Below are 14,007 nucleotides of genomic sequence, written 5' to 3'. Positions count from 1 at the left end.
CTCGAAGGCGAGAAGCCAGTTTATCAAGAGAAAGTCAATAGATTTTCAATCGAGCATGGATAAAAAGGATTCGCAACTTGAAGGGATTGTCCCGTTGCGGTAGGCCGCGCGCCATGCGATTTTCATAGAAGGTCCTGAAAAATCGAGATGAACAGCGTCATGGAACCAAAATATTATCGAGGCTGGCACTTGGCGAAATCAGATTTCGAATATCGCGTTACCGGTTTCGAATGGTCGGTGCTGCGCTTCTCAGAATCGTTTGCCCGGTTTGTCGCTGAAACGGGTTCAGTCATCTTCACAAGTGACCTGAAGATGTCGGAACATATAATTCTGCACATAATTCGCATGCAGGATCGGCCGAAGAATGGCGCTACCATTGCTCGACTTATGAACCGGGATGATCTTCCGAATATACAATATTGTCTTCGGAAACTTGAATCGGCTGGCCTGGTCCAAAAAATCCGTGAAGGAAAAGGAAATCAATTCGCCTATGCGGTCACTGAAAAGGGCGAAAAAGTTACCGACGAATACCACGGTATTAAGGCGCAGATCTTAATGAATCGCCTGATGCAGATTCAGGATGTGCCAGAAAAGCTGGAAATGCTCACCAATTTTCTCTCGATACTGACGGGAGTTTATGAAGAGGCTGCTCGTGACAGCGCAACCATCACGCCGAACGAACTGCCACCCTCCTGAGCGGATTATTTTCCATGTCGGTCGACCTGCTCGCAGGCTGGAGTCTGCGTGCAAGGATCAGCGACTGATACAGCGCCGCAATCTGGCTGAGGATCGAAAGCGCCAGCGTTTCAGGGTCACGTGTTGCCGGGATCAGGCCGATCGGCCCGACCAGACGCTTCAACGCTACGTCTTCGACACCGCGTGACCGCAGTTCCGCCAGGCGCCGCGCATGCGTTGTTCGGCTTCCCATGGCGCCTATGAACAATGCGTCCTGTTCTAATGCCTGCATGATCAGATCCGGTTCCCAGTCATGATCGTGGAACAGCATCACCACAGCCGTATAACCGTCTATCCGCAAATGATCCGACCGCGCCGGTGTCTTGAGCAAGAAGCCCGGCACGCCCCATTCCGCCACCCTGGCGAGGAGGTCCGCGTCGGGACTGATGACGGTGACCTGCGCGCCATAAGGGTAAGCGAGCTGAGCCAGGACTTCGGTCTCTGTGCCGTGTCCAACGATGACCAGACGGAGGTCGGGATGATGATGTGCAACAAAGGCATTCCCACGCCAACCGATTGTGGAGGCATGAATCTCTTCCGTAGCAAGGCCGCCGTCACGCCCGACAACAAGCGCGACCGCGACGCGGCCGTCCAGCATCCGCTGCGCCGCCTTTATGCTCTCCTGGGCCGGATCGGGAATGATCAGCAAGTCCAGTCCGCCGCCGCAGGGGAGCCGAATGTCGATATAGGGCGAACCTGCACCGAAACGCACACATTCCGGAATGCACGACTTCATGATGCGGAGCGCCTCGCCAACGACGGCTGCCTCCACACAGCCGCCCGAAAGAGAGCCGTGATAGGTCCCGCTTTCGGCGACGGCCATGTGTGTTCCTGGCGCACGCGAGGATTGGCCAACAACGCCGGTGATCGTCACCAGCGCGGTGCGTTCGCCGCGGGCTGCGGCATCGTTCAGAAACCGGAAGAGGGCCGAGGCACCTTTCATGGCAAACGCTCGTTCAATCGCTGCGGGTCATTGCAGGCGAACGATCAAATAGATCAGCGTCGCCGCGGAGATCAGCAGATGAATGATCGGCAGGCTACGCCGAAGCACCGGTGCCCAGGCTAAGCCGACGAGGTCGAGCGCTTCATTCTCCTCTTCCGGCCAGTCCTGTCGAGCCGATGATGCAGTGGCCATCGCAGGTTGCGGCATTGATGGTGGCTTTGAGGTAGCTCCTGCCGGGACGGACTCCTGCGAACCACTGCCTAGGATCAGTTTCTCAAGACGCCGGGCAAATTCCTGCATCAACTTGGCGCCGATCTCATCTATCATACCCGTGCCGAATTGCGCGGCGCGACCGCTGAGTTCATATTCGCTGTCGATTGCGATGTCGCAGCCGCCCGGAACAGACGAGGCCTGCATCGTCACAACCGCCTTGGCGCCGCCGCCGCCACGCACCTCGCGGCCCACGCCTTCCACTTTCATGCGATGCGCGGCTCCGTCCCGCTCTACGAAATGGAGATCTCCACTATAGGCCATCTCGATCGGGCCGACCTTCACTTTCATGCGGCCGACATAATCGTCCCCTTCGCCGGATTCGATGCCTGCCCCGGGCATGCAGGATGCCACGCGACGAACATCAAGGAGGATGGGCCATGCTCGTTCGACCGGTACGGGCAGTTTGAAACGATACTGGAAATTCACCGGTCTGGTTCCTCCTTAATGCCGTCGAGGTGTTCGGCCCGTGCCCACGCACCGGCTTTCGACAGGGCTTCGAAAATCCGCTGGGGCGAGGCAGGAAACTGCTCGATCTTGGCGTCGAGGCAGGCGAGCGCGTCGTTGACCGCACCTGCGACAGCCGCAGGCGCCGAAATCATCGCGGACTCGCCCATGCCCTTGATCCCGCCAGGCACGAGCGAGGACGGCGTTTCCAGATGGGATATCTCAATGTCCGGGATGTCGAGGCTGGTCGGCAGCAGATAGTCCTGAAACGTGGACGTTATGAGCTGTCCCCGCTCGTCATGAACCAGTTCTTCGAGCAGGATCATGCCCACTCCTTGTGCCAGGCCACCTCTGATCTGGCCCTCAACGATCATCGGATTGACCATCCGACCGCAGTCCTCGACGGCATAGGCCTTCTCGACGCGCGCCAGACAGGTCTCGATGTTGATCTCGACGATCACCGCATGGCCGCCATTGGCGAGCACGATGTCGGACGGGTCGAACGCGGCAGTGGCTTCCAGCGCCGGATCGAAATTGTCGGGATGCGTCGCCTCAGCAAAATAGGCCGCGCCGGCAACGGCTGCGAACGGCATCTTGCGGCCAGGATCGTCACGGACGTGGATCATGCCGCCGCTCATCTCTATCTCGTCGGGCGAAGCCTGAAGCAGCCGCGCGGCGACGGCGCGCATCCGCCCTCGCACGATTTCGGCGGCACGGCCGATTGTCCCCGCTCCGAACACGGCGGACCGACTGGCCACGTTGCCGAATCCGACCGCATGATTGGTGCTGCCAGCCAAAATGGTGACATCGTCTACGGACACGCCAAAGGCGTCTGCCGCGATCTGGGCAAGCGTGGTTGGATTGCCCTGACCGGATGTGACAATGCCGGTCGTGACCGTTACCTTACCGGTGGGCTCGACACGAACGGTCGCCGTATCGTGAGAGGTCAGCGGATAATCGAGAAAATTGAGCGCGCGCGTGCCGATCCCGCTGATCTCGCTGAAAATCGAGATGCCCAGGCCGAGCAGACGGCCTTGCCCGAGAGCTTCCTTCTGCCGCTCTCGAAAGTCTTCGTAGCCGACCATTGCCTCGAGCCGGTCCACGGTTTCGAGGAAAGTACCTTCGCGGATCGTCATGCCGGCCCGGGTCTGATAAGGAAAATCCTCCTGTCGCAGAACATTGCGCCGTCGGATCTCGAAAGGCGACAAGCCCAGTTTCCGCGCCGCTCGGTCAATCAACACCTCGCGCGCGAGAGTAGGCGCGGTAAAGCCCACACCGCGATACGCGCCAATCGGGCATTTGTTGGTCGTGACGGAGAAGGATTCGGCGGACAGAAGTTCGATCTTATAGGGATCGGCAACAACCAGCATGCCGGAATGGCCCTCGACCAATGGAGTCCACGGCAGGGAATTATAGGCACCGCTGTCGGTCGTCACACGATCGCGCAGCGCGAGAAAACGGCCCTGATCGTCCAGCGCGAGCGCAATTTCGTTGATCTGCTGTTTGGCTTGGGGGGCACGGAAGAGATTTTCCTGCCGGTCTTCGATCCAGCTGATCGGTCGCCCCAGTTCTATGCTGAGCAGGCACGTCAGCAATTCTTCGGGATGAAGATGCGCCTTCTGCCCGAACCCGCCACCGACCATCGGCGTGATGACTTCGATATTCTGCTCGGGGAACTGAAGAAAGATCGCTGTCATCGTTTTAATGAAGCTGGGCATCTGCGTTGCCGACCAGCAGGTCAGCATATTCGTGGTCCATTCGTGCCGGGCGACGAAGCCGCGCGTTTCCATCGGCGATGCGTTGATGCGTGGCGTGAGGAACCTTCCCTCGACCGACAGGGCGGCTTGGGCGAAGACATCCTCCACCGGATCCGCCACCCGATGCGAGCGATAGACGAGATTGGCCGGCACCGCGGCATTGGCCAGATCGTCCGTGCCGATGGCCGTTACGACATCGGTGACGACGGGCAGCTCCTCGATGTCGACTTCGATCCGTTCGAGCGCGTCTTCCGCCTGGGCCCGGCTATGCGCGACCACGACGGCAATGCTTTCGCCGACGAAGCAGATCTCATCATAGGCAAGCAGCGGCTGGATGGTCGCGACGAAGCCCTTATGTTCGAGCGCAGACGCAATTCCCGGGCAGCGCGCGCCGCTGTCCTGGCCTGTCCAGACCAGCTCCACTCCGGGCATTGCCAACGCTGGGGCAGTATCGATGTGCCTGATTCTGCCATGCGCGACAGGACTGCGCAGGATCGCAACGTGCAGCATGTCGGGCAAGACGATATCGGCGATGTAACGTGCCCGACCCGTCAACAGACCGGGGTCTTCGCGGCGCGGGATCGACGTGCCGATCGATTGGGGTCTGAGCTGGGCGACTTCGCTCTTGCTCATTCGGCACACTCCCGATCGCCGTCAGCGATGTCGGGCCGTCCGGTTTCCGCATAGTCCATGATCGCATCCACGATCGTCTGGTACCCTGTGCAGCGGCAGATATTGCCCGACAGCGTTTCGCGCACCTCACCGCGCGTTGGATGGGGGTTTTCCGCGAGCAAGGCCTGTGTCGTCGCGAGGATACCTGCGGTGCAGAAACCGCATTGCAGTGCATGATGCCTGCGGAATGCCTCCTGCAGGGGATGCAGCGTATTGCCCTTGGCCAGGCTTTCGACAGTCCGGATTGTCTTGCCGTCCGCCTGTACGCCAAGCATCAGGCATGAGCGGACCGCCAGGTCGTCAACGATGATGGTGCACGCGCCACAGACGCCGTGTTCGCAGCCCGTCCGGACTCCATAGAGGCCCAGTTCCTCGCGCAATGTGTCCGCAAGGCTCAGACGCGGTAAGACGCTGAAGCGCCGCTCGCGCCCGTTGATGGTGGCGATCACCTCCAGCGTTTGGTCTTCTTCGGCCCTGCGCATCAAAACGCTCCCGTTGCGAGGCGGGTGAGCGCGCGGCGCATCAACGTCGTGGCCAGTGACATCCGGTATTCGGCGCTCGCATGGGTGTCGGACCGCGCATGAATGTCCGTCGTCGCCAGAGCGGACGCCTCGCGAATGACCGATGGGGTCAGTTCCCGGTCGATCAGATAGGCCTCGGCGGCTACCGCGCGGATGGGGCGGTCGGAAATGCTTCCGAGCATCAACCGGGCCTTGCGGCAGATCCCGTCCTCGATACGTAGGCCCGCGGCCGCCATCGCGATCGCGAGATCGCCCGACCGCCGTGCCAGTTCCTCAAACGCCCATTCCATGTCAGAAAAGGGGACCTCTACGCCGGTCAATATCTCGCCGGGCTCGATCGCGGTGGTGTAGTGGCCTTGAAAGAAATCAACCGCTGCAACGGAGCGCGATCCCCCGGGCCCCTCAAGCAGCAACATGCCGTCCAGCGCAGACACCACGAGAGGCATTTCCGCCCCGGCATCCGCATGGGCGAGGCTTCCCCCGAACGTTCCCCGGCTTCGTACTGCCTGATGGGCTACATGATGCAGCGCCTCGGACATGAGCGGGAAATGCATCCAGATATCCAGTGATGACGCATTGGCAGCATGCGTGACCATCGCGCCAATCCGCATCGACTCCGGGAGGACGCTGCTTTGCCGAAGCCCGTCTATGCCTCCAAGGTCGACCAGCATCCGGGGCGCGGCGACGCGCAGGGCCATCATCGGAAGCAACGACTGCCCGCCCGCCAGCGGACGGGCATCCTCATCATCGCTCAGCAATTCGATCGCATCTGCGAGGGACGTAGGACAGGCATAAGAAAAAGGCGGAAACTTCATGAATTCAGTGCTCCGATTCGTCTCATACCTGCCCCGCCGCTCAATTGAATTTGAATGCGACCGTCACACCATATGTCGCCGGTTGTCCGGCGAACCGCGCAATGGTGTCGTAGTCGGTGAATATGCTCGTCACATAGTATTTGTTGAACACGTTCTTGCCAAACAGCGTCACGCGATAGCGGCCATCGTTGAAGGATGCGCCGGCGCGCACGTCCACCAGCGAATAGCCGGGGATGGTGTAGGTATCTTGGGGGGCTACGGACGATGCGAAGTCGGGTGTAATCACCAGTCCGCGCGCCCCGCCGATATTGGCATTGGCCTTGCTGCGCGTCGAGAAGACGATGCCCACGAAGGGTTCGGCGTTGCCCATCTGCCATTTATAGTCGGCAGCCAACCTCAACTGATTTTAGGCGTATAGGGAATGACTGATCCCTTATAGTCCATCGGCCCGCCGGCTGTATCCAGGCCAACGAATTTCGTGACCTTGCTGTCGAGGATGGAGCCCGACGCGGCAAGCGTCAGGCCGGGAACGGGCGTGAGCGTCACATCCAGTTCGGCACCGATCATCCGGGACTTGGGGATGTTGTCGAGCGCATCCAGTACGCCAAAAATCGGGTCGACGATCTTCGAACGAAGCTGCTTATCCTTGTAGTCATAATAGAAGCCAGCGCCGACGATCTGAAGGCGCCGCTCAAGCGCAGACAGTTTGAAGCCGGCTTCATAGGACAGCAGCGATTCCTGCGTCACCGGCAGGAACTGCTCGAAAGTCGCGGCCGATGCGATAGGGAAGCTGCCCGCCTTGTACCCCTTTGCGACATTGACGTAGAGCAGCGCGTTCCCCGACACCTTGAAATCGACACCCGCGCGCCAGGAGACATTGTCTTCCTTCAGCATGTCCCGGAATTCGCCGGGGAGATAGGTCGCCGGCGTTCCGTCGAGCGTGGTGTTGTCGAGCGGCGCGCAACCCGCGCCAATGGGCGGCACGGGAACGCCGGTGGGGGTGAAGCCGGCGACCGGGAAGGATCCGAGCTGGATCGCATTTGCCAGACCGTCGAATGCAGCGGCGAAGGTGCCATCCCCGGGATCGCCCGTACAGGTCGCTGCGGTCCTTCGCGCATTCGTATACCGGGCGCCGCCCTTCAACGTAATCCGTTCGTTGATGTCGTATTCGGCGTTGGCGAAGAACGCGTAGTTACGCATGCGCTGGTCTGAATAGACATAAGCACCGGTGTAACCAAATATGGGAGCGGTGCTGATGTCAGAAAGTGTCTGCAACTGATATTCGTAGACATGACTCTTTTCGTAGTTCGCCCCCAAGACCCACCGGAGGGCACCACTCGGTCTGTTCGCGATTCTAAGCTCTTGGCTGAAGGATTTGATGCGCCCTTTGTCGACGATGAAATCATCGGCCATAAGAGTAGTGCCATCGGTTTCGAATCCCTGATCGGGCTTGTAGTCTACATAGGATGTGATCGAGGTCACGGTGATATCGCTTGTCACATCCCAATTGATACGCGCCGACCCTTGCAGCAGACGGTTGTCTGCATGCGGGCGGGTCGAGGGAGTCCAGTCGGCCGCGCGCGCATTGAACGGGGAGAAGGGGAATGCCCGCAAACCCGGAACCGTGGTTGCCGGGGATTGTGACAACAAGGTCTGATATTGCGGGGCCTGCGGATCACTCCGGTCGCGCCAGCCATTGAGGTTGATCTCGACGCTGACGGTATCGACCGGATCCCAGTCGAGTAGCAGACGTGCGCCGTAGTAAGCGACTTCGCCCAGTTTGTCATTACGCGTATAGCTGCGTTGCCAGTCATCGGCATGCGCGCCGGTGACGGCAAGACGAGCGCGCAGAGTGTCCGTCAGCGGTCCGCTGACATAGGCATTCCCCTCGATACGATTGAAGCGGCCATAGGATATATCGCCGCCCATTTCGAAGCTGTTCGTCGGCTTGGCTGCGATGAAGTTGATCGCGCCGCCTGTCGAGTTCTGGCCGAACAGCGTCCCTTGCGGTCCCTTGAGAACTTCCACCCGCTCCAAGTCGAAATTGGCATGGGTAGAGAGCGCCGGAAACGACAGCGGAACCTGATCGACGTAGACGCTGGTCGTCGGATAGGCCGCAAGGGAAGTCTCGTAAAAGCCGACGCCGCGCAATGTATAGACCGGGGTCTGTGTGGCCGAAGGGGCATAGCTGAGACCGGGAATGGAATTTGCCAGGTCGCTCAGGGAGACAATGTTTTGGCTCTTGAGCGTGTCGCCGCTAAGCGCCGTGATCGCCAGGCCCACCTTGTTGATCGACTGCTCGCGCTTGTTTGCCGTGACGACGATATCGGTGCCGCTATCGACCGCGTCCTGCGCGAGCGCGGCACATGGCATTAGAGCGTACAGCGACGCCGATCCCAGACATAGCGTTAGTATCCCTGATCTATGGGCTTTCATCCCAATATCTCCCCTTTCGAGTAAAACCTGGCGCGCAAGCTTCCGGTGCTCCTTCGCGGACGGAACGGCTCCTGCATCGTCCTGACCTAGCCGATCCTATTTTGGTGCACGCTGGGTAACTCGCATACTTCCCATCATTAGTCAATAGATAGTCCATTGAGTATCAATTGTAAACCACACTTAGGTCGCGTTGACAAAGTGGATTCCCAATCGGCCTGATTTCTGATTCAGAGCTTCTCTTTGCGAGGAGCGACGATGGGCCGGGGCGATCTGACGGATGAGGAATGGGATGTGATCGCGGGACTGCTGCCATCGGAGCGCGGTCGCAAGTCCCGTCCTGCCCATGATAACCGGCGTTTCCTCAACGGCATGCTGCATGTTTTGCGGGTCGGCTGTCCGTGGCGGGATATGCACGAACGCTATGGTCTGTGGAACTCAGTCTATGTGCGGTTCCGGCGCTGGGCCGAGCAAGGCGTGTGGGATGCGATCCTGGCGACATTGGTGGAATTGGGACTGACCGACGACTGGCAGCATATGATCGACAGCACCATAGTCCGCGGCCACGTATCGGCGGTGGGCGGAAACGTATGGCCCGCCCCGTCGGCAAGCGGTTTGTTTCTGACGATCTGAGCAGTCTGCGAAAACGTATCCGGCCTTTCGGCATGATGCCGTTGGCCAAGATGGAGATCCGCGCGTCCTGGTCCTCATAAAGGGGCCGGCATCGAAGTGCCATTTTGCGCCATAGGGTTCCAAGACACCGGTCGACTGTCAGGCCATCTTCTTCTCACCTCCCGCAGACATCATGCAGCGGATGCCAAGGGCATCGGCCGATCTCGTTCACGCCGCCAGCAATGTGGGTTCGTAGGTCCGTCCGTGGCGCAGAAGTGCCCAGACGATCCGCGCCATTTTGGCCGCAAGAGCGACGACGACGGTGTTTTGATGCGCTCGCGAGAGCAGGCCGCGCACCCATGCGCCCAGACGTGTATCGCTCTTGCTCATCGTCGGCAGCGACGAACGTGCACCCTGGATAAGGATCTTACGCAGGTATCGGCTGCCGCGTTTGGTAATGCCGAGCAACCGAGGTTTGCCGCCGGTGGTGGCCTGACGCGGGACCAGGCCCAACCATGCAGCAAGATCGCGACCACGCGCAAAGGTCCGGGCATCGCCGACGGCAGCGACCAGTGCAGTCGCGTTGAGGGCGCCAATGCCGGGAATGGTCAGCAGGCGCTGCGTTCGCTCGTCGGTCAGCGCTGCTTGCGCGAACTCGGCGTCGAGGTCCGCAATCCTCTCGTCAAGCGCTATCCAGCGGGCGCGCATGTCCGCGACGAGCCGATGAATGCGAAACCCCAGAACGGGTTCTTCGGCTTCGAGCATCTCGCCGAGCCGAACCGCGAGCTTCGCACGCCCTTGCGGGACGATATGCCCGCGCTCGAGGAGCAAACTCCTGATCTGGTTCATCAGTGAGGTCCGCTCGCCGACGAGCTGGTCGCGAATCCGGTGCAGTGTCTGCATGTCCAACTGCTCCTGGCTCTTCAGCTCCACGAACCGCATAGTCGGCCGTGTCGCCGCCTCTGCGATAGCTTCGGCATCGCGATCGTCGTTCTTCTGGGCCTTCACTAATCATCAGGTTCTCAAAATGCGAAGGAACGTGGACAGATCGGCCGATTATCGGCGTTTCTGCCCAACACTCCTTCGCATTATTTTACAGCGTATCAAGCCAGGCGAGCAGGCTCGTATCGCGTTTCCAGGATGGTGAACGCCCCGTCGCCGACGGCACGGCGACCTGCTCCAGCGCCTTCCGCTTCGTTTCCAGATTGGCCTTGGCATAGTGATTGGTGGTGTCGAGACTCACATGTCCAAGCCAACTGCGGATGACCGTGATGTCCACGCCCGCCGATACAAGGTGGACGGCGGTCGCGTGGCGGAAGCTGTGAGGCGTTACGTGCTTTGTTTGAAGCGACGGCATGGTTTCAGCCGCCGCCTTCACATAGGCGGCAAGCTTGAACCGGACGCCCGAAGCGCTGAGCGGCTCGCCGTAGCGGTTAACGAACAGCCGCTGGTCTGGTGCTCGCGGCTGCCGGTCAAGCAGCCTTTCCAGCAACAGTACGGTTTCCGGCCAAAGCGGGCAGATGCGCTCTTTTCGGCCCTTGCCCATAAGTCGGACGCAACTGGGACTATCGAACCGGATCGCTTCGGGGCACACATCGAGCGCTTCCTGTATTCGCGCGCCGCTGTTGTAGAGGAACGAGAGCAACGCATGGTCGCGCATGCCTTTTAGGGTCGATTGGTCTGGCTGGGCAAGGATCGCCGCCACTTCCGGCGGATCCAGATAGCAGGGTTCCGATACCGGCGCCCGCTTGATCGGGATGTTGAGGATTTCGACGCATTGCGCGATCGATGCGGGATCCCTGGTAGCCACGAAGTTGAAGAAGCTGCGGATTGCAGCAAGCCGGCAGTTGCGGGTACCGATCGTACCACCGCGCTCGTGCTCGGCGTGCCTCAGGAACGCCGTGACCTGCGCGGCAGTCAGATCGGCCAGCGAGATCATCGCAACCTTCTTTTCCGCGCGATCAGCGACGAACCGGAGGAAGAGCCGCCAAGTGTCGCGGTAGGAACGGACCGTGTTGACCGACGCATTGCGCTGCTCAACGAGCCATTCGTAGAAGAATGCGCGCATCAGTTCCGGGAATGGATTGGTCCTGCTCATGGCCGCACCTCCCGTTCAGGATTGAGGCATGGCGCGCCCAGGGCCCTGAAGCGTTCGTTCGCGAGATGCAGCAGATCCTGCGTAACGGTGATGTAGACCAGCGTGGAGTTGATATCTCGATGTCCGAGGTAGGTCGCGAGGAACGGCAGCCGATCCTGCGGGTTGATCCCCAGACGGTACCATTCAAGGATGCGGTTCACGACCATCGAGTGCCGAAGATCATGAACGCGAGGTCCGTCGTGCCCCTGCAATGGCTTCAACCCGGCGCGACGTATGACGTCTGTAAGCACCCAGGTTATCATTTCGGGCGTGTAGCGGGACCTACCCTGGACGTGCCAGAACAGGGCGGAGTGCGGATCCTGCGATGCACCAGCCCGACGTCGGGCTGCGATGTAGGTCCGCAACTCGTTCATCACACTGTCGGGGAGCGGCAGGATTCGGGTCTTGAAGAACTTGGTCTGCCGAACCGTGATGGTGCCGTCTCGGGGATTAACGTCACCAAGATCCAGCCGGGCCAGTTCTCCGCGTCGCAGACCCGCACAGTAGGCCAGCAACAGCATGGTGTAGATGCACAATGGTCGAAGGGTTGCGCGTGGCGAGGGATACGAACGGGCAATGTCGAGCATTCGCCGAACGTCACCAGGAGAGTAAATATGGGGCTGGCGCCACTGCTTGCGCACCTCTTTCCGGGGTCGCGGATCCGGCCGACGCCGAGGAACTGACGGGTCGCGGCGCCGTAGGATTTTTGCGAAGATACGTTCGAGGTTTTCGCGTTCATATGCATGGTTGCGGGTGCCCTTTGTGGCCGCCCATTGATCGATCATAACGCTCAGCGGCTCGGTTTCCAGTTGCGGATTCAACTGTAGGAACCGGTCGAACTGCAAGAACCGCTCGGGTTGCGAAGTATATTTGTACCCCCTGCGCCGCATCATCGCGACATGTTCGGCCATGGCCTCGCCCAGCACGCTGCCGAACGGTTTGGGCTTGCGCAGTCTGGCAAGAGCCTGTTCTGGATCACGCGATATCAGCGCGCGCCAGATCGGCATGCACTGCTTGATATGACATGCCTCGCGTAGAGCTTTGACCGGGTGGTGATCGATCCCCCCGGTTGCGAGCAGATGATCGAGGAACCGGTCGATGATTCGGGTGCGATGCAGAAGGGTAGATGTCGCCCAGCGAGTGGCTAATTCGCGCAACCAGGCCTGCAGGGCTTGCTGATCGAGCGCTCCATGCCGTTCGACAATATCCTGGAAGCTATGCAGGACCTGTTGATAGCAGACGCGGCTTTTGGGATTGCGCAGATCAAGGCTTGAGACAAAGCGGCCAATGCACGCGCGATCGGAATCGGGCCAACGGGAGGTCATGCCAGCACCTCCGGTCCCGGCACATCCAGAGCGATGGCTCTCAGATCCTCCGTGGCGAGCTTGAGATAGGGCGCCGTCGATCCAACGGAGCGATGTCCCAACAGATCACCGATTACCTTTTTCGACACTGCGGCGCGCAGCAACTCGGTCGCACGAGCGTGACGGAAGATGTGAGGCCCGCTCCTGCCTGAGGGTTTGACGCCGGCATCCCGGAGCCGCTGCCGAATCAGGCTGTATATCTTCTCAAGCTTGCAATAGGGCGCGCGCGTTCGGATGAAGAGTTCCCTGGCATCAGTGGCGGGCCGACCAGACCGCAGATAGGCGAGGATCGCTTCGCCAACCGGTCCCATCAATGGCAGGAACGTGTAGGCTTGCGTTTTATTGTGGCGGACGCGGATGACTTCGGCCCGCCAGTCTATGTCTTCGATCCGCATGTTGCGGACTTCGCTTGCGCGAAGGCCATAGGTGGCGAGGACCTGTAATATCGCGTGGTCACGCAAACCGGCAGCCGTCTTGTCCTTGCTCACACTTGCCAGAACCGCGGCGATCTGGTCGCGCTCCAAAATCGACGGCACCCCTTCGTAAGCGTAGAGCCGCGGCGCGATGATATGCGGTGTCAGGTCTTCCGCAACGCGGGCCGTCCAATGCAGGTAACGCAGCAACGAGCGCAGCCGCTCGGCTGTGGATTTCAGAGAACTGCGCGTCAGTTTCGAACCGCGCAAGTCCATGTAGCTGTCAATTTCACCCACGGTCACTGCCTCGAGGCCATCGGCCCCGCACCGGTTGAGTTGCCAGGCAAGGAAGTAGCGCGCTTCCCACAGGAACGCGTCGATGCTGGCCTGGGCAAGGCCACGCTCCTCACGAAGCCAGGTTTCATATTCATTGCAGATCGTAATCCGCAGCGCATCGGCGTCGCATGTTACTTTTTCAGAGGGTGGCCACTGACCCTGCCCAAGCCGTAGCAACGCGTGAATTGCAGATCGCGGAACTGCGTGCCAGCGCTCGCTGGGATGCCTGCCACGACGTTTCCGGAATAACGCGATCGCATAATCCAGATATCGCTCAACTTGCGCCTCAGTCACGTCCGTGACACAGATTCCTCGATGCTGGAGATAGTCGAGAAACTCCTGCGCATAGGTACAGTGATTTCGGATTACCGTCGGATTGTAACGCTGGTTTGTCAGTATGGCTCTGAGCTCGGTGAGCAGCTCATGCTCGGATTGCAACATCAATTCCTCCTCTGCTGGTCAAACGACCGCAGAGGTTCGCAGCAAAATAATGCGGAGCAAATTGCCGATCCAAGCCAGAAATGCGCGGATTTCCTACACCGAGCCCGCATT

General features: G+C 60.0%; 11 protein-coding genes and 2 pseudogenes. 2 read left to right on the top strand and 11 right to left on the bottom strand.

Features of this window, described 5'->3' with window-relative positions; genetic code table 11:
* Nucleotides 1-147 precede the first annotated feature (147 nt).
* Nucleotides 148-696: a winged helix DNA-binding protein gene (locus K426_RS04750; protein WP_237229785.1), complete on the top strand. Its 549-nt coding sequence runs from the start codon at nucleotides 148-150 to the stop codon at nucleotides 694-696.
* Here K426_RS04750 and K426_RS04745 read toward each other — a convergent pair.
* Genes K426_RS04745 through K426_RS04715 form a run of 7 tightly spaced genes read right to left on the bottom strand, consistent with a single transcriptional unit; the run spans nucleotide 668 to nucleotide 8,443 of the window.
* Nucleotides 668-1,678, bottom strand: coding sequence for an XdhC family protein (locus K426_RS04745; RefSeq protein WP_066554392.1), 1,011 nt, complete (start codon nucleotides 1,676-1,678; stop codon nucleotides 668-670). The genes K426_RS04750 and K426_RS04745 overlap by 29 nt on opposite strands.
* A 27-nt stretch (nucleotides 1,679-1,705) precedes the next feature.
* Nucleotides 1,706-2,377, bottom strand: a complete 672-nt coding sequence (locus tag K426_RS04740) for an SRPBCC family protein (protein ID WP_066554390.1) — start codon at nucleotides 2,375-2,377, stop codon at nucleotides 1,706-1,708.
* Entirely contained in the window at nucleotides 2,374-4,785 is a 2,412-nt protein-coding gene (locus K426_RS04735; RefSeq protein ID WP_066554385.1) for a xanthine dehydrogenase family protein molybdopterin-binding subunit, read from the bottom strand. Before K426_RS04735 ends, K426_RS04740 begins: the two co-directional genes overlap by 4 nt.
* Nucleotides 4,782-5,306, bottom strand: a complete 525-nt coding sequence (locus K426_RS04730; RefSeq protein WP_066554380.1) for a (2Fe-2S)-binding protein — start codon at nucleotides 5,304-5,306, stop codon at nucleotides 4,782-4,784. Before K426_RS04730 ends, K426_RS04735 begins: the two co-directional genes overlap by 4 nt.
* Nucleotides 5,306-6,160 (bottom strand): FAD binding domain-containing protein, encoded by an 855-nt coding sequence (locus tag K426_RS04725; RefSeq protein WP_066554377.1) that lies wholly within the window; start codon nucleotides 6,158-6,160, stop codon nucleotides 5,306-5,308. The genes K426_RS04730 and K426_RS04725 overlap by 1 nt, the downstream gene beginning before the upstream one ends.
* 40 nt (nucleotides 6,161-6,200) lie before the next feature.
* Entirely contained in the window at nucleotides 6,201-6,554 is a 354-nt protein-coding gene (locus tag K426_RS32800) for a TonB-dependent receptor (protein ID WP_066554375.1), read from the bottom strand.
* A 2-nt stretch (nucleotides 6,555-6,556) separates the two neighbouring features.
* Entirely contained in the window at nucleotides 6,557-8,443 is a 1,887-nt protein-coding gene (locus tag K426_RS04715) for a TonB-dependent receptor (RefSeq protein ID WP_158511726.1), read from the bottom strand.
* Between the two features lie 408 nt (nucleotides 8,444-8,851).
* Between K426_RS04715 and K426_RS04710 the strand changes: the two are divergent.
* Nucleotides 8,852-9,175, top strand: a pseudogene (locus tag K426_RS04710) (IS5 family transposase); the annotation flags it as partial.
* A 258-nt stretch (nucleotides 9,176-9,433) separates the two neighbouring features.
* On the opposite strand, the pseudogene K426_RS04705 reads toward K426_RS04710, so the two are convergent.
* The 4 genes and pseudogenes from K426_RS04705 to K426_RS04690 form a co-directional block, all read right to left on the bottom strand.
* Nucleotides 9,434-10,213: pseudogene (locus K426_RS04705) on the bottom strand (IS110 family transposase); the annotation flags it as partial.
* A gap of 85 nt (nucleotides 10,214-10,298) precedes the next feature.
* Nucleotides 10,299-11,303 carry a site-specific integrase gene (locus K426_RS04700; protein ID WP_048574814.1) on the bottom strand — a complete coding sequence of 335 codons (1,005 nt, stop codon included), beginning with the start codon at nucleotides 11,301-11,303 and terminating at the stop codon, nucleotides 10,299-10,301.
* The gene (locus K426_RS04695; RefSeq protein ID WP_053085586.1) at nucleotides 11,300-12,667 is read right to left on the bottom strand and encodes a tyrosine-type recombinase/integrase; all 1,368 of its coding nucleotides are present in this window, start codon (nucleotides 12,665-12,667) and stop codon (nucleotides 11,300-11,302) included. Before K426_RS04695 ends, K426_RS04700 begins: the two co-directional genes overlap by 4 nt.
* Nucleotides 12,664-13,896, bottom strand: coding sequence for a site-specific integrase (locus K426_RS04690; RefSeq protein WP_048574961.1), 1,233 nt, complete (start codon nucleotides 13,894-13,896; stop codon nucleotides 12,664-12,666). Before K426_RS04690 ends, K426_RS04695 begins: the two co-directional genes overlap by 4 nt.
* Nucleotides 13,897-14,007: the final 111 nt, after the last annotated feature.

This window comes from Sphingobium sp. TKS (genome assembly GCF_001563265.1).
Taxonomy (GTDB): domain Bacteria; phylum Pseudomonadota; class Alphaproteobacteria; order Sphingomonadales; family Sphingomonadaceae; genus Sphingobium.
This window is presented reverse-complemented; position numbering and strand designations above follow the sequence as displayed.